Source organism: Streptomyces paromomycinus (assembly GCF_003865155.1).
GTDB lineage: Bacteria > Actinomycetota > Actinomycetes > Streptomycetales > Streptomycetaceae > Streptomyces > Streptomyces chrestomyceticus.
The window spans coordinates 8,862,848-8,878,709 of sequence record NZ_BHZD01000001.1 but is presented as its reverse complement, the minus strand read 5'-3'; the positions used below and the strand labels follow the sequence as shown (position 1 = coordinate 8,878,709).

Annotated in this window: 13 protein-coding genes; 6 read left to right on the top strand and 7 right to left on the bottom strand. The window is 73.0% G+C overall.

Going from position 1 to position 15,862, the window contains the following annotated elements:
- Nucleotides 1-10 precede the first annotated feature (10 nt).
- Nucleotides 11-466, bottom strand: coding sequence for a hypothetical protein (locus tag OEIGOIKO_RS37680; protein WP_125057799.1), 456 nt, complete (start codon nucleotides 464-466; stop codon nucleotides 11-13).
- A 667-nt stretch (nucleotides 467-1,133) separates the two neighbouring features.
- On the opposite strand from OEIGOIKO_RS37680, the gene OEIGOIKO_RS37675 reads away from it, so the two are divergent.
- Together OEIGOIKO_RS37675 and OEIGOIKO_RS37670 are read left to right on the top strand one after the other, a co-directional pair.
- Complete coding sequence (locus OEIGOIKO_RS37675; RefSeq protein WP_125057798.1) at nucleotides 1,134-2,291, top strand: ROK family transcriptional regulator; 1,158 nt, start codon at nucleotides 1,134-1,136, stop codon at nucleotides 2,289-2,291.
- A 440-nt stretch (nucleotides 2,292-2,731) separates the two neighbouring features.
- Nucleotides 2,732-3,568 carry an alpha/beta fold hydrolase gene (locus OEIGOIKO_RS37670; RefSeq protein WP_125057797.1) on the top strand — a complete coding sequence of 279 codons (837 nt, stop codon included), beginning with the start codon at nucleotides 2,732-2,734 and terminating at the stop codon, nucleotides 3,566-3,568.
- 36 nt (nucleotides 3,569-3,604) lie between these two features.
- On the opposite strand, the gene OEIGOIKO_RS37665 is transcribed toward OEIGOIKO_RS37670, so the two are convergent.
- From OEIGOIKO_RS37665 to OEIGOIKO_RS37655, 3 genes are all read right to left on the bottom strand, one after another.
- A complete protein-coding gene (locus OEIGOIKO_RS37665; protein ID WP_125057796.1) occupies nucleotides 3,605-3,973 on the bottom strand; it encodes a VOC family protein in 369 nt (122 codons plus the stop codon).
- Between the two features lie 53 nt (nucleotides 3,974-4,026).
- A complete protein-coding gene (locus tag OEIGOIKO_RS37660) occupies nucleotides 4,027-4,788 on the bottom strand; it encodes a GntR family transcriptional regulator (protein ID WP_125057795.1) in 762 nt (253 codons plus the stop codon).
- A gap of 381 nt (nucleotides 4,789-5,169) precedes the next feature.
- Complete coding sequence (locus OEIGOIKO_RS37655) at nucleotides 5,170-6,057, bottom strand: RNA polymerase sigma-70 factor (protein ID WP_125057794.1); 888 nt, start codon at nucleotides 6,055-6,057, stop codon at nucleotides 5,170-5,172.
- A gap of 261 nt (nucleotides 6,058-6,318) precedes the next feature.
- Here OEIGOIKO_RS37655 and OEIGOIKO_RS37650 point away from each other — a divergent pair, with 261 nt between their 5' ends.
- Together OEIGOIKO_RS37650 and OEIGOIKO_RS37645 are read left to right on the top strand one after the other, a co-directional pair.
- Nucleotides 6,319-7,944 carry an alkaline phosphatase D family protein gene (locus OEIGOIKO_RS37650; protein WP_125057793.1) on the top strand — a complete coding sequence of 542 codons (1,626 nt, stop codon included), beginning with the start codon at nucleotides 6,319-6,321 and terminating at the stop codon, nucleotides 7,942-7,944.
- Nucleotides 7,945-8,179: 235 nt separating this feature from the next.
- Complete coding sequence (locus tag OEIGOIKO_RS37645) at nucleotides 8,180-9,589, top strand: GNAT family N-acetyltransferase (RefSeq protein WP_125057792.1); 1,410 nt, start codon at nucleotides 8,180-8,182, stop codon at nucleotides 9,587-9,589.
- Between the two features lie 289 nt (nucleotides 9,590-9,878).
- Here the strand turns inward: OEIGOIKO_RS37645 and OEIGOIKO_RS37640 are convergent, their stop codons facing one another.
- The gene (locus tag OEIGOIKO_RS37640; protein WP_125057791.1) at nucleotides 9,879-11,264 is read right to left on the bottom strand and encodes a carbohydrate-binding protein; all 1,386 of its coding nucleotides are present in this window, start codon (nucleotides 11,262-11,264) and stop codon (nucleotides 9,879-9,881) included.
- Between the two features lie 117 nt (nucleotides 11,265-11,381).
- Nucleotides 11,382-12,431 carry a LysR family transcriptional regulator gene (locus OEIGOIKO_RS37635; protein WP_246177818.1) on the bottom strand — a complete coding sequence of 350 codons (1,050 nt, stop codon included), beginning with the start codon at nucleotides 12,429-12,431 and terminating at the stop codon, nucleotides 11,382-11,384.
- A 194-nt stretch (nucleotides 12,432-12,625) separates the two neighbouring features.
- On the opposite strand from OEIGOIKO_RS37635, the gene OEIGOIKO_RS37630 reads away from it, so the two are divergent.
- Nucleotides 12,626-14,320: a DUF885 domain-containing protein gene (locus OEIGOIKO_RS37630; RefSeq protein ID WP_125057790.1), complete on the top strand. Its 1,695-nt coding sequence runs from the start codon at nucleotides 12,626-12,628 to the stop codon at nucleotides 14,318-14,320.
- 78 nt (nucleotides 14,321-14,398) lie between these two features.
- On the opposite strand, the gene OEIGOIKO_RS37625 is transcribed toward OEIGOIKO_RS37630, so the two are convergent.
- Nucleotides 14,399-15,355 (bottom strand): class I SAM-dependent methyltransferase, encoded by a 957-nt coding sequence (locus tag OEIGOIKO_RS37625; RefSeq protein WP_218040032.1) that lies wholly within the window; start codon nucleotides 15,353-15,355, stop codon nucleotides 14,399-14,401.
- 47 nt (nucleotides 15,356-15,402) lie between these two features.
- On the opposite strand from OEIGOIKO_RS37625, the gene OEIGOIKO_RS37620 reads away from it, so the two are divergent.
- Complete coding sequence (locus OEIGOIKO_RS37620) at nucleotides 15,403-15,849, top strand: Lrp/AsnC family transcriptional regulator (RefSeq protein WP_125057789.1); 447 nt, start codon at nucleotides 15,403-15,405, stop codon at nucleotides 15,847-15,849.
- Nucleotides 15,850-15,862 lie beyond the last annotated feature (13 nt).

Genomic DNA, 15,862 nt, shown 5'->3' with positions numbered 1-15,862 from the left:
TTTCCCGTGCTCAGCGCATCGCATCCGCCCGGCCCACCGCCGCCAGCAGCTGAAAGACCGGCATCTCGGGCTCGCCCTCCCCCAGGCCGACCGCGATCCAGCGCCCTTCGGCACACCAGGTGTGCACCCGCGGAACCTGGCCGCACAGGATGTCGAGCGGCGGCCGGACCGGCATCCCCATGGCCACCCGCTCCAGATGGCCCGCGAGGTCGAGCACCTCGGGCTCGCCCCAGCGTAAACAGAGAGCCGATATGAGTCCCTCCAGCTCGGCGCGGTACTCCTGCGCGGTCTCCTCGACGTCCGCCGGGTCGGCGTCCCAGAGCTGCTCGTCGCCGCGCAGCTGGGCGACGTGGAATCCCGGGCCGCTCCGGACCATGGCCGAGTGGACCGGCTCGTCGGGGAAGTCGCGGCCGCGGAGGAGGTCGATGGCGGTGAGGTGCTGTGCGGTGGTGGTCGTGTGCGTCATGCCGTCAGTAAACCGCGAGGGTCTGACAATTGGCTCCGCGTCAGGCTCCGGGGGCCCTCGGTGTCCCTCGGCGGCTCCCGCCGCGTCCCGGAAACCGGCGACGTCCTTTGCCATGCATGCTTGACGGTTTGCCATGAGGTTTTGACAGACAGTAGTTTCCTGCCTTCTGCTCCGTGACCGGTCCTCGGACGCAGGCGGACGGTGGCTGTAGCGGCGGTCGCGTACGACGTTCCCGTTCAGTCGGCCTGTGAGCTGGGATTTGTTCGGTGACGAACCCACCCGACGTTCGTTGACCAGGCGCGACCGCACGCACGGCTATGTCCGCACCGGCCCTCAGCGCCGCAGCGACAGGTGCGAGCCTCGCCGTCGCGCCTCCTGCATCAGCCGGAGGAAGCGGCGTCCTCCTGTCACCAGCCTTCAGCACGCTGTGCGCCAACCAGACGGGGGCGCATGCGTCCGGCGCCACCACGATTGGCCTTGGCACCAACCTGCTCTGAGACCCAGCACTCCCTCACCGCGGCCACCGCGGCGGAACGCGCATCGGCCCACGGCCGCCGTGCAGTCGGCCGTACAGCCCGCCGGGTGGCCCGACGCGGTGCCCGGGACTCGCCGCACACCGGCTGACCGGCTACGATCCGCCACACACGCAATGCGAGGGAGACGGACGTTGGGGCGGCTAACCGGCGGGGACCCCTCCCTGCTGCGACGGATCAACTCCGCGGTGGTGCTGCACGCGCTGCGCGCCGCCGACTCCCCGACGCTCACCCACCTCGTGGAAGTGACCGGCCTGTCCCGGCCCACCGTCGAGGGCGTGGTCGAGGGCCTGATCGAGGCCGGCCTGGTGGCCGAGGCGCCCGCCGACGAAGGCACCGCCCGCCGCCAGGGCCGCCCGGCCCGCCGCTTCCGCTTCCGTACGGAGGCCGGGCATCTGCTCGGAATCGAGATCGGCCCGCACCGGGTGGCCGCCCTGCTGTCGGACCTCGGCGGGCGGGTCCTCGGCTCCGCGCAGCGGGCGGTCGAGGAGTCGGCGTCCGCCGACGACCGGCTGGAGAAGGTACGGGCCGCGGTGGCCGAGCTGCTGCGGCGGGCGGGCGTGGCCCGCAGTTCGCTGCGGGCGGTCGGGGTGGGCAGCCCCGGCATCGTGGAGGCGGACGGCACCGTACGGCTGGGCACGGCGCTCCCGGGCTGGACCGGCCTGCCGCTCGGTGACCGGCTGCGCCGCTCCTTCCGGTGCCCCGTCCTGGTGGAGAACGACGCGAACGCCGCCGCCGTGGCCGAGCACTGGAAGGGCGCGGCCGCCGCTTCGGACGACATCGTGTTCGTCCTCGCGGGGCTCAGCCCGGGGGCGGGCGCGCTGATCGGCGGGCGGCTGCACCGCGGCTTCGGCGGCGCCGCCGGGGAGATCGGCGCGCTGCACCTGCTGGGACGCGAGGCCACCCCGGAGAAGCTGCTGTCCACGACCGGGCAGCCGCTGCACCCGTTGGACGAGGCGCAGGTGGCGCGGGTGTTCGCCCTCGCGCGCGACGGTGACGCGCGGGCCCGGGACGCGATGGACCGTTTCCTCCAGCGGCTGGTGCACGACGTCGCGGCGCTGGTGCTGGCCCTGGACCCGGAACTGGTGATCGTCGGCGGCTGGGCCGCCGGCCTGGACGACGTACTGGAACCCCTCCGCGCCGAACTGGCCCGCTACTGCCTGCGGCCGCCCCGGGTGACCCTGTCCGTACTCGGCGAAGCGGCGGTGGCCACGGGCGCGCTGCGGCTCGCGCTGGACCATGTGGAGGCCGAACTGTTCGCGGTGGACGGAACGGTCACGGCACGGCGCTGAGGGGTGCGGACGTGCGGCTGGGCGGGGCCAGGCCCGATCCGAGGCCGACCCGGGCGATACCGCACTCCACGCAGTGTCAGTTGGGCCGCGGAGCCGTACCGGCCGTACCAGCCGCGCCGGCGCACCGCGGGAACCGTGGCCGGATCAGGGGCAGCAACCCGCCGGTGCTGAACGAGCGGGGGCTCGTCGTCTCGTACGCGCCTTCGCCCGGACAGCCGCCTGAAGCGACGGTCAGCGCCGGGCCGGAGCTGTGGCCGGTTCCGCCGACCGGGTCCGGATCCCCCTCGTCCGGGAGGACGCGGCCTCGCCGTCCTCAGCCCGGCCCCGGCGTGACGCGGGGGCGTTGTCAGACCCCCCGGCTAGTGTGCTGAGAGTTACCTCGGAGACCGGCCGAGCAGGCGTCACAGGGCCGGTCACGGGGCCGAGCCGGGGAGAGCGCGATGACTGAGGGACAGGAGTCGGCCACCTATCCGTCGTCCGCCGGATATGCGCGGGTCAACGGACTGGATCTGTACTACGAGGTCCATGGCACGGGACAGCCGCTGGTCCTGCTGCACGGCGGACTGCTCACCATCGACCTGACCTTCGGCGGCATACTGCCCGCGCTCGCCGCGACGCGGCAGGTCGTCGCCGTCGAGCTGCAAGGGCACGGGCACACCGGTGACATCGACCGGGACCCGACGCTCGCGTACCTGGCCGACGACGTGGTGGGGCTGCTGGACCATCTGGGGATCGACCGGGCGGACTTCTTCGGGTTCAGCCTCGGCGGCCTGACCGCCCTTCAGCTGGCGCTCACCTGTCCCGCGCGGGTGAACCGGCTGGTGCTCGCCTCCACCCACTACCGGCCCGACGGCTACCACCCGGACATCCTCGGCCCGCGGGCGCAGTCGGGTTCCCGGCGGATGCCCACCGAGAGCGACTTCCAGGAGATGTACGAGGCCTATGCGAAGGTCGCCCCCGACCCCGGCCGCTTCGAGGCGTTCGCCGAGAAGCTGCAACCGACGGTGCACGCCTTCGAAGGCTGGCCCGCCCGGGACCTGGCCGGTCTGGAAGCGCCCGTCCTCCTGCTGGTCGGGGACACCGACTTCGTCCGGCTGGAACACGCCGTCGAGATGCATGAGCTGATCCCCGGCTCACAGCTCGGGGTGCTCCCGGGGACGACCCACAGCAATCTGCCGCGGCGCGCCGACCTCGTCGTGCCGATGGTGCGGGCCTTCCTGACCCCGCCGGCCGACGCGTCGCCGACCCGCACGGCAGAGGGGCCCGGTGACCGATGAGCCCCCGCGCCGCCCCCGCTTCCCGCACTCCCCCGCTCAGCCGCGTCCGGTGTCGATCACGCAGAAGCGGTTGCCCTCGGGGTCCGCCAGGACGACGAAGTCGGCGTCGTCCGGGTAACGGTCCCAGTCGACCCGCCGGGCGCCCAGGGCCACCAGGCGCTCGACCTCGGCGGCCTGATCGGCGGCGTCACCGGCGTACAGGTCCAGGTGGACCCGTGGATGCTCCTGCACGGGCGTCTCGCTCCGGCCGATCGACACCTGGACGCCGATGCCCTCCGCGGGCTTCAGCACCACCCAGCCGTCTTCCATCTCCTCGCGCGGCTCGTACCCCAGGGCGTCCGCCCAGAAGGCGGCCGCACGCCGCACGTCCGAAGCGCCCAACACGACCGATCCGATCTTCAGCATGGGCCGATTGTCGCGCAACGAGAGCCCCGGCGGCGTGGACGCTCCCGTGCGCCCTAGCTCGCGAGGACAGTGACTCCCGCGCCGGTCTCGTTGTCGCCGAAGGTGAGCCGGCAGGTGTCGGCGCGGTAGGTGGACAGGGCGACGGCAGCGGTGCGGCCGCCCGCGAAGTAGCGGGTGGTGACGACGAGGACGGGGGCGCCGGGCAGGCGGTCCAGTTCCTTGGCGTCGTCCGCGCGGGCCGAGCCGAGTTCCACGGACCGGTCCTGGCCTTCCAGTTCGAGCTGCTGGAGCTCGCGCAGGACGGTACGGGCCCGCGCCTGGGCGTCCACGGCGGCACCGGTGGCCGTTTCGGCCTCCGGCACGGAGCGGGCGGGTACGTAGAGCTGCTCGGCGGCGACCGGCTGACCGTGTGTGACGCGGCTGCGGTGCACGACGTGCACCTGCTCGCCGGGCGCCAGTTCCAGCTGGCGCGCCACGGCCGCGGGCACGTTCCGCGACTCGACGGCGTCGACGGGCTGCCAGTCGTCACCGGGTGCGCCCGGCCAGGTGTGGCGCGCGGGGTCGACGGCCACGCCCACGCGGGGCGGCGCGACGGTCGTGCCCACGCCGCGACGGCGCTGCAGCCTGCCCTCCAGCTCCAACTGTTCCAGGGCCTGCCGCAGGGTGGCGCGCGCGACGCCGAACCGCGCCGCCAGCTCGCGCTCGTTGGGCAGGATCTCACCGACCGAGAACTCCGAGTCCAGCGCCTCGCTGAGCACGGTCTTGAGGTGCCAGTACTTCGGCTCCGGCGCCGTTTCGAGCTGCGTGGTCCCCACCCTGTCCTCCGCCATGGCCGTCTTCCCGGCGGAGGTGGTCCCCACCGGAGTGCGGGCCCGTACCGAGCCCGTACGCGCGCCCGGATATGAGCGCTTCTTTATTAAAGGTTGTTGCAGTATCCCTGTGACGATATGGCCGCCCCCACCCTTGGTCAAGACCAATCGACCGATCCGTTCACGGCCGGTGACCGCGACGACGACCGCGACCCCGACCGGTCACCCTGCCGATCGTGTCCGCGCCGCCGCACACCTGCTCCGTTCACGTTCCGGCCGTCGACGCGCTGCGTGACGAGGCCTCCCCCGGCCGGGACAGAGCGGTACGGGACGTGCTCGTGGAAGCCCCAGGACGAAGGCCGGGCCGAGGCCGGGAAGACGGGAGGCTCACACCGCCCCGGCGAGCGACACCAACTTGTCCGGGTTACGGATGATGTACACGGTCTGGATCCGACCGTCCACCACATCGACCTGGAAGACCCCATCGGCCTTGCCCCCGGAGAGCACCAGCAGCGCGACTCCACCATTCAGCTCCCGGAAGACGAACTCGGCCGACGGGACGCCGGCCCGGGCCACGCCGAGCAGGAAGCGGCCGACCTTGTCGGCGGTCTCGATGACCCGCAGCGGCGCCTTGGCCTTGCCGCCGCTGTCGCCGACCAGCCGTACGTCCTCGGCCAGCAGGCTCAGCAGCCCTTGCAGGTCGTCGCCGGCCGCTGCCGCGAGGAAGCGTTCGGTCAGGTCGCGCTGCCGGACCGGGTCGACCTCGAAGCGCGGGCGGCGCTCTTCGACGTGACGCCGGGCGCGCGCCGCGAGTTGGCGCACCGCCGCCTCGCCGCGTTCCAGGACGGTGGCGATCTCGGCGTACGGATAGCCGAACGCCTCGCGCAGTACGAACACCGCGCGCTCCAGCGGCGACAGCGACTCCAGCACCACCAGGACGGCGAGGGTGACGGACTCGGCGAGGGCGGCACGTTCCCCGGTGTCGGCGCCCGCGTCGCCGAAGTCGGTGGCCAGCGGCTCGGGCAGCCAGGGGCCTACGTACGCCTCGCGGCGCGCCTGAACCTGCCGCAGCCGGTCGATGGCCAGCCGGGTCGTGACGCGCACCAGATAGGCACGCGGTTCGCGGACCTGTTGCCGGTCGGCGGACGACCAGCGCAGCCAGGCCTCCTGCACCACGTCCTCGGCGTCGGCCACCCGGCCGAGCATCCGGTAGGCCACGCCCAGCAGTACGGGGCGGTGTTCCTGGAAGACGTCGGTCGCGGGATCGGTGCGCACGCCTTCATCCCAGCGGGCCGGCCGGGCGTTGTCCAGCGGGCCTGCCGGGCCTCAGCCAGCGAGGACGTCCGTGGGGTGGCCGGTTCGGGCGTGGTGTGCGGGCACCGGACGGAAAATCCGGGACCGGTGCGGCCGCCGTGGCGCCCGTTCCGCCGTACTCTGCAAGCCTCCCGGAGTTCACCGTCCGTTCGGCGGCGGGGCACCGGGTGCCGGTACGAACGGGAACGTCACCAAGATCGGTCGTATCACGGGAGGTTTCACATGGCGCAGGGATCCGGCAGAGCCGTCAACCGGCGGTCGGTGCTGCACGGCGCGGCGCTCGGCACCGCGGCACTGGCCCTTCCCGCCGCCGCGAACGCCGCGGGCGCGGGCGGTTCCGGTGCGGGCGCCGTGCCCCGTACAGCAGTGGCGCAGGCGCGTGCCGGGCGGCCGGGTGCCCCGTGGGGTGTGCAGACCGGAGACGTGACGACCTCCTCCGGGCTGGTGTGGGTACGCTCCGACCGGCCGGCCCGGATGCTGGTGCAGACGGCGGCGACCGAGTCGTTCCGCAACGCCCGTACCTGGCACGGGCCGGTGCTCGGCCCCGGTACGGATTTCACCGGCACCACCGCGCTGCACGGTCTGCCGTCCGGCGAGCAGATCCACTACCGGGTGCTGCTGGCCGACCCGGACGACTACCGGCGTACGGGTGAGCCGGTCACCGGAACGTTCCGTACCGCCTCGGACCGGCGCCGCGACGGCGTGCGCTTCACCTGGTCGGGCGACCTCGCGGGGCAAGGCTGGGGCATCAACCCGGAGCTGGGCGGCTACCGGATCTACGAGGAGATGCGCCGCCGCGATCCGGACTTCTTCCTGTGCAGCGGCGACAACATCTACGCCGACAGTCCGATCGAGGCCAGTGTGCGACTGCCCGACGGCAGGATCTGGCGCAATGTGACCACCGAGGAGAAGTCGAAGGTCGCCGAGACGCTGGCGGAGTACCGCGGCGCGTTCCGCTACAACCTGCTGGACGCGAACCTGCGCCGCTTCAACGCGCAGGTCCCCACCGTCATCCAGTGGGACGACCACGAGGTGCGCAACAACTGGTACCCGGGCCAGATCCTGGACGACGCCCGGTACACGGAGAAGGACGTGGACGTGCTCGCGGCCCGGTCGCTGCGGGCGTTCCGGGAGTACTTCCCCATCCGGACGCTCCGGTCGGACCGGGGCGGCCGGGTCTACCGGGTGATCAACCACGGTCCGCTGCTGGACGTGTTCGTGCTGGACATGCGCACGTACCGGAACGCCAATTCGCCGAACCGGCAGACCGACGACCGGCAGGGCATCCTCGGTGCCGAGCAGCTGGCCTGGCTCAAGCGCGCGCTGTCGCGGTCGCGTGCCGTGTGGAAGGTGATCGCCTCCGATCTGCCGCTGGGACTCGTGGTGGCGGACGGCAAGACGGACTTCGAGGCGGTGGCGCAGGGCGACCCTGGCGCGCCGCTGGGCCGGGAGCTGCAGATCGCCGAGCTGCTGCGGCACATCAAGCGCCACCGCGTCACCGGTACGGTCTGGCTGACCACCGACGTGCATTACACCTCCGCCCAGCACTACGACCCGTCGCGCGCCGCCTTCAAGGACTTCGCGCCGTTCTGGGAGTTCGTCTCGGGCCCGCTCAACGCGGGCGGCTTCCCGGCCGTGCCGCTGGACGGCACGTTCGGCCCCGCCCAGCCCTTCGTCAAGGCGCCGCAGCGGGCGAACGTCTCCCCTGCCGAGAGCCCGCAGTACTTCGGCGAGGTGGACATCGACGGGGACAGCGGCGAGCTGACCGTACGGCTGCGCCAGGACAACGGGCAGGTTCTGTTCAGCCGGTCGTTGCAGCCGGGACGGGTGGGGCAGCCGGGACGGTAGGGAACGACGCACCGGGCGGGAGGGGACATCGGGCCGGGCAGGTGGAGAGCGCCGGGCCGGGCAGGCGGCAAGCACCGCGCCGGGCAGGTGGAGAGCACCGCGCCGGACGGGCCCCAAGCACCGCACCGGACGAGGCGGCCGGCGCGTCCCGCCGTCTTTGCCGCGATTGTGTCCTTTACCCATCGGTCACAGAGCGTTCGCGATCAGGCAACACCCGTCGGCGACGCTGGGCTGCATGACTGACGCGACATCTGCCAAGAGCGCCCGCCGCCACCACTGGCGGCGGGACCTGGTCGAGCTGGCGGCCCTGTTCACCGCGGTGTCGGTGGCGGACGCCGTCGCCAACGCCGTCGTGCACGGCCCCTCGGGGCCGGTGCTGCTGTGCTGCTCGGCCGTCGTCCTGCTCGCCACGGCCGGGTTCCACACCTGGTGGTCAGGGCGCCACGACCACGCTCCGCCGCCGACCGATACGGGCGCCGCAGCGCCCACCGCTCCGGCCGTTCCCGAAGGGGAGCCGCAGGAGACGGCGCTGTGGCGGATGCGTACGACCGTACGGGACCAGCCGGGCAGCCTCGCCGCGCTGTGCACGGCCCTGGCCGGGCACCGGGTGGACATCCTCAGCCTGCAGACCCATCCGCTGTCGGACGGGACGGTGGACGAGTTCCTGCTGCGTGCCCCCGTCCCGCTGCCCGCCGCCGAACTGACCCGGACGGTCGCCGCGGCGGGCGGCTCCCGCACCTGGCTGGAGCGCGCGGACGCCCACGACCTGGTGGACGCCCCCACCCGGATGCTGGGACTGGCCACCCGTACCGCACTGGACTCCGCCGAGCTGCCGCTCGCGCTACGCCAGTTGCTGGGCCGCTGCACCATCCGTTCGGTGCCCGCGGCGGCCCTGAAAGGCCGCCCGCCCGCCGAACAGGTGCCGGACGAGGGCATTCTCGAGGAGCACCGCATGAAGTTCCGCGACCCGTCCGGGGGCACCGTCACCATCGAACGCCCGCATCTGCCCTTCACGCCCACCGAGTTCGCCCGGGTACGGGCGCTGGTCGAGCTGGACGCCCGGCTCGGCCAGCGGGTGCCGCCGCGCCGCGACGTGCTGACCCTGCCCGAGGGCAACGCCATCACGGTCCGCCGCGCCGACACCTCGGACCTGGCCGCGGCCCGTGAGATGCACGACCGCTGCTCGGCCCGGACGCTGGCGATGCGCTACCAGGGTCCGGTCGCCGACGCCGAGCGCTATCTGGACCACCTGCTCACCCCCCGCTTCGGCCGCACCCTCGCGGTCGAGACGGCGTCCGGGCGGCTGGTGGCCCTCGGCCACCTGCTGTGGGACGGCGAGGAGACGGAGGTCGCGCTGCTGGTGGAGGACGCGTGGCAGCGGCGCGGCATCGGCTCGGAACTGCTGCGCCGGCTGGTCGGCATGGCGGCCGACGCGGGCTGCGCGAGCGTGTACGTGATCACACAGGCGTCGAACACCGGCATGGTGGCGGCGATGCGGGGCCTGGGGCTGCCGCTGGACTACCAGATCGAGGAAGGGACGCTGGTGATCAGCGCCCGCCCGGAGGGGCTGCCTGCCCGGCGGGAGTCGGTACGGCCGGAGGCGGCGGCCCGCGTCGTGCCGGGGAGCGGACCGCAAGTGTCGTGACGGCCGGGCGCAGGTGCCGTGCCGGTGTGACGGCGTGACCGCGCGGCGCCCGGGCGCGCGAAGGAAAGTGGGGCCGGCCGGTACGCGAGCGCTCGTACCAGCCGGCCCCGGCGGTACGGAGACCGGTGCGGATCGGTGCCGTACCTCAGTGGTTCCGGGCCGTTCTGTGGTTCTGGGCCGTTCTGTGGTTCTAACCCGTCCTGTGGTTCCGGGCCGTTCTGTCGGTGCTGTACTGCTCAGCCCGTCCCGCGGTCCTCAGCGGCTCTTCGAGGACCCGGCGTGCTGCTGCTCAGACTTGCTCCCACAGCGACGGTGTGTTCGCGGGCTCCCAGCCGGGCTGCGCCTGGTGGCCCTGGAGGCACCGGTAGGTGGTGCCGTCGTACGTGACCTGGGTGCCCGCCTCGTAGACGGTGCCGGCGGCCCAGGTGGTCTCGCCCGGCTGGCCGGGGCCGGGGTCCTCGGAGCCGCTGGTGCCGGTCTTCAGGGTCAGGCCGTAGCCCTGGAGCAGCGGGTTGATGGGCTGGTAGTAGGTCGTGCCGCCGGAGCGGCAGTTGCCGGACCCGCCGGAGGTGACGCCCTGCGCCTGGCTGCCGGAGATGAAGGAGCCGCCGGAGTCGCCCGGTTCGGCGCAGACCGAGGTCCTGGTCACGCCGCTGACGGTGCCCTGCGGGTAGGTGACGCTGGTGTTGTGCTGCTGGACCGTGCCGCAGTGCCAGCCGGTGGTGGAGCCGGAGCGGCAGATCGAGGCGCCGACCGCCGCCTGGGTGGAGCCGGCGACCCGTACGTTCTGGCCGCCCTGTCCCTTGACGTACGGCGTCGAGGTCCAGCTGCTGTTGGTGGCGACCCAGGCGGTGTCCCGGCCCGGGAAGGTGGACGCCTGGAAGCTGCCCTGAGCGGCCTGGTTGTAGCCGGTGGTGGAGGTACCGGCGCGGCCGCAGTGGCCGGCGGTGGCGAAGCCCTGCTGGGTGCCGCGGGTGATCGCGAAGCCGACGGAGCAGCGTCCGCCGCCCATGTAGTACGCGTCGCCGCCGCGGATGTCGTAGAGCGGGCGCGGGCGTTCGGCGGTCGCGCCGACGCTGACGAGGCCGCGGTCCGCGCCGCTGGCCGCGACGAACGACCGGGCTGCGGCCGGGTCGGCGGCGCGCAGCCGCACGGTGTTCGTCCGGACGTCGACGGCCCACGAGGACGCTTCGGGAGCGGCCCGGCGCGCCGACGCGCGGTCCAGCTTGTCCTTGGCGGCGTCGAGTTGGGCGAGGCTGTGCGGTACGTGGACGGCGCGCGCACCCGCCGCCCGTACGGCCGCCAGGCGTGCGGCGTCGGTGGTGGCCACGGTGAGGGTGGCGGACTCGGTGCCGCTGACCCAGGCGCCGGCGAAGGACGTGCCCAGCGCGTTGTGCAGGCGTCCGGCGACCGCGCCGGCTTCCGCCTCGTTGGCCAGGCGGCGTTCGGCCTGTGCCCGGTCGAGGCCGAGGTCGCGCTTCATGGCCTGGAACACGGCGTCGGACGTGGCGTCGACGGACAGGGTCTCGGCGGCCGAGCGGTGGGGGGCCTGCGGGGACGTCGAGTCCGCCCGTACGGTCTGGGCCGTCGCCGAGCCGGGCAGCGCGGTCAGGACGAGCGCTCCGACGGCGGCTATGACGGCACACGCGCTGGTTCGGGCGTGTCTGTGGCGCATGGGGGAGGTCTCCTCGGTCTCGGGGGGGTGGAGGTGCCGAAAACGTAGGTGCCGTGTGCCGGCCCGGAGAAGATGTCAGTTGTCCTTCTGCCAGGTGTTATGGGTGGCGGGTGGGACTCACGGGTAGTCGGTGACGCTCGGCGGCCACGAGCGGCCGGGAGCCGCCGCCCGCCCCTCCGCGCCCCACGGTGGCCCGGGATCGGCCGCGTTCCGGTGATCGGCCGGGTCGCCGTGGTCGGCGAGCCACTGCGTGTAGCTGTCGCTGCGCGCGGCGGCGTCGGCGTGGGCGGCGCGTGCCTGGGTGACGACCTCGGCGGCGGAGTCGGCGGCGGGGGTACCCGGGTGCCAGCCCACGAGGTGGCGCCAGGTCAGCGGCGTGCCGGCCAGCGGTCTGGTCACCATGCCGGGGGTGGGGGGCAGCGTCGCGCGGCACAGGCCGGCGGCCCGGCCGACCTGGACGAGGTGGATGCAGGACGCGGTGTCGGTCTCGTAGACGCGGGTGGGGGTGAAGCCGGCGCGGGCGCAGGCGAGGGTGAAGCAGTCCGCGAAGCAGCCGTCGCCCGGTACGTCCGCCCAGGCTTCCGCCGCCAGTTCCGCCAGACCGATCTCCCGCTTGCCGGCCAGCGGGTGGCTCTCGGCGAGCATGACGAAGACCGGGTCCACCGCGACCTCCCGCCAGCTGAGCCGTTCGGACTCGGGGGCCGGGCTCTCCCCGCACGCCCCGATCAGGGCGAAGTCCAGCCGCCCGGCGGTGACGGACGCGGCGATCTCGCGTTCGGACCAGGTGGTGAACGTGGTCACCGGCACGCCCGGGCGGACGGTCGCGAGCCGGTCCACCAGCCCGCCGAGCAACGGGCCGTGGGTGCCGCCGAGCCGGAGGCCCGCCACGGCGCCGCCGGCGCTGGTGAACCGTACGGCCTCCTGCTGGAGTTCGCTGATCGCGGGCAGCACCACGCGGGCGCGTTCGAGCACGAACTCCCCCAGGGCGGTGGGCCGCACGCCGAAGCGCCCGCGCTCGAAGAGCCGGCCGCCCAGGGTGCGCTCGATGCGTTTGAGCTGGGCGCTCAGGGCGGGCTGGGCGAGACCGAGCCGGGCGGCGGCCTTGGTCAGGCTGCCCGCGTCGGCAATAGTCCGGATCGTCTTCAAATGCCGCAATTCCAGGTCCATTCTGCGAGCTTGGTGCTCCGCTCCGGGCGGGAGCAAGAGTCCGGTACGGACCAATGACGGCCGCGTCACCAGGCGCGGCGGCCGGTGCCGCGGCCCTCCGCTCCCGTTCGCCCTGCGCGGACGCGGCGCCCCGGCAGGAACGTACGGCGCGCTGATGATGACGTACCGGGGGCATCCGTACGAGGATGGGGCGCATGTCCCACACCACTGCTTCCGACAACGCGCCCCTCCCCCGCCAGGTCGCCGACGCCTACGTCGACGCCCTGGTCGACCTGGACCCCATCACCGGCACCTTCCTCGGCGTCCCGGAGAGTTCGAGCCGGCTGCCCGACTTCTCGCCCACCGGCCAGGAAGCCGTGGCCCAGCTGGCCCGTACGACGCTGGACCGGCTCGCCGAGGCCGAGCGGCGGCCGGGCGGGGACAGCGAGCTCGAACGACGCTGCGCCCGGCTGCTGCGGGAGCGGCTGACCGCGGAACTGGCGGTGCACGAGTCGGGCGAAGGGCTGCGCACGGTGAGCAACCTGCACACGCCGCTGCACTCGGCACGCGAGGTCCTGATGATCACGCCGGTCGAGACGGACGACGACTGGGCGGCGCTCGCCCAGCGGCTGCGGGCGATGCCCGCCGCGCTGGAGGGCTACCGCGCCTCGCTGGAGGCCGGTCTGGAGCGGAACCTCCTCGGCGGGCCGCGGCAGGTCGAGACCGTCATCGGCCAGTTGGACACGTGGATCGGTACGGACCGCAGCTGGTTCGCCGACCTGACCGAGCCGGGCCCGGCGGCGCTGCGCGCCGAGCTGGACGCGGCAGCCGCGCTGGCGACCGGCGCGCTGGTGGAGCTGCGCGACTGGTTCCGCGACCGGTACGCCCCGGCGGTCGAGGGTGCGCCGGACGTGGTGGGCCGCGAGCGCTACGCCGTCCTCGCCCGCTTCTTCAACGGCGCCGACCTCGACCTGGACGAGGCTTACACGTACGGCTGGTCGGAGTTCCACCGGCTGCACGCCGAGATGGTCAAGGAGGCCGAGAAGGTCCTGCCCGGCGCCAAGACCCCGTGGGAGGCGCTGGCCTGGCTGGACGAGAACGGTGAGGCCGTGGTGGGCGTCGAGGAGACCCGCCAGTGGCTCCAGGCGCTGATGGACCAGGCCATCGAGGCGCTGGACGGCACCCACTTCGACCTGGCGGAGCGGGTCAAGCACGTCGAGTCGCGGATCGCGCCGCCCGGCGGCGCCGCGGCCCCGTACTACACCGGCCCGTCACTGGACTTCTCCCGCCCCGGCCGCACCTGGCTGCCGACGATGGGCCAGACCCGCTTCCCGGCGTACGACCTGGTCTCGACCTGGTACCACGAGGGTGTGCCGGGCCACCACCTCCAGCTGGCGCAGTGGGCGCACGTCGCCGAGGACCTCTCGCGCTACCAGACGACGGTGGGCATGGTCAGCGCGAACGCCGAGGGCTGGGCGCTGTACGCCGAGCGGCTGATGGACGAACTGGGCTTCCTGACCAGCGCCGAACGCCGGCTCGGCTACCTGGACGCGCAGATGATGCGGGCGGTCCGCGTCATCATCGACATCGGTATGCACCTGGAGCTGGCCATTCCGGCGGACTCGCCGTTCCACCCGGGTGAGCGCTGGACGCCGGAGCTGGCCCACCGGTTCCTCGCCCTGCACTGCAGCCGTCCGGCGGACTTCGTCGAGAGCGAGATCATCCGCTACCAGGGCATGCCGGGCCAGGCCATCGGCTACAAGCTGGGCGAGCGTACGTGGCTCGCCGGGCGCGAGGCGGCGCGGCAGCGGCACGGCGCGGACTTCGACCTCAAGGCGTGGCACATGGCGGCGCTGTCGCAGGGGTCGCTGGGCCTGGACGATCTGCTGGCCGAGCTGTCGCGGATCTGAGGCGGCCGCGTTCGCGGGGGCCGCGGATTTCCCGCTGCCCCCGCACCCGTCATCCGTACCGCGTTCCGCTCGCCCAACTCAGGTGCCGGCGGTACGGACTTTGTCGGCGGTATGGATCTCGTACCGCCAAAAAGCGCGGTGCCGCCAGAATTCCACGGCCGACAGGGTGTTCACGGAATGCCGGCGCAACCGCGCGGCCTGGAATCCCGCACCGGGCAGCGCTCCGATCACGGCGAAGCACCGGAGCATCGGCCACATGCTGCGGGAGATGTCCTCGACGCCGCGCACCGAGAACCCGGCTTCGGTGGTCAGGCGTTCCAGTGTGCCGTAGGTGAAACGCTGGAACGACGGCATGGCGGCCCAGTCGTTCAGCTCCCGGAACACCTCGGCCGCCGGTGCCGGCATCCGGGCGGCGGCCTCCCGGGCGTACTCGAACATGACGAGCCGGCCACCGGGTTTGAGCACCCGGTGGAACTGCTCCAGCACCGCCTCGGCGTCCGCCGCGTGCACCAGCGTCTCCATGGTGTAGACGGCGTCGAAGCTCTCGTCGGGGAAGTCCAGGGCCGCGTAGTCACTGTGCGAGAAGGTGAGCAGGTGGTCGAGGCCGCGGCGGCGGGCCCGGCGCCGGGCCTGGGCGACATGGGCGTCGAGCAGGTCCACCCCGTGAACGCGCAGCCCGAAACGGTCCGCCAGCCGGCCGGCCACGTCGCCCACGCCGCATCCGGCGTCCAGCACGCGCGCGCCCGCCGGTTGCGCGAGCGTCTGCCCCATTCTGTCTTCCATACGGCGCAGCGCTTTCGACCAGGCCCACGGGGAATCAGTCGAACGGTAGAAGCCGAAATGCTTGGTGCCGTTCAGAAAAAGGCGGTAACCCACCCGAGATCCCGGCTGCCGGTAATATCGGATGACTTCGCGTACGTTGCTCGTATTGCTCACCTTCAGCACCATGCCAGCCCGTTCGCGGCCGGTACATCGCTTGCGTACCGGAACCCCCCTTCTGGGGTAGCGAAGACGGCGCCCGGAGGTGACGACCACCGGCAAAAGCCTTGATCCACCGGGGATTCCACTGCTAGACACCTCCCATGACCGGCTATTCCCCTGACGCCACCGACCGGCGCATCCTCGACGTCCTGCAGCACAACGGCCGCGCGGGCTACGCCGAACTGGCCCGCGCCGTGAGCATGTCCGCGAGTGCGGTGACCGAGCGGGTACGGCGGCTGGAGGAGGCCGGGGTGATATCCGGGTACGCCGCGGTGGTCGACCCGGCGCGCGTCGGGCTGTCGGTACTGGCCTTCGTCCGGCTGCGTTACCCGAACGGCAGCGACGCGGCCTTCCGCGGCCTGCTGGAGAGCACGCCCGAGATTCTGGAGGCACACCACGTCACGGGCGACGACTGCTTCGTCCTGAAGGTCGCCGCCCGCTCGATGAAGCACCTGGAGGAGGTGTCGGGCCGGATCGGCGTGCTGGGCGCGGTGACGACCAGCGTCGTCTACTCCTCGCCGCTCCCCCGGCGCCCGATCAGCGCCTGAGGCGCTCACCCGC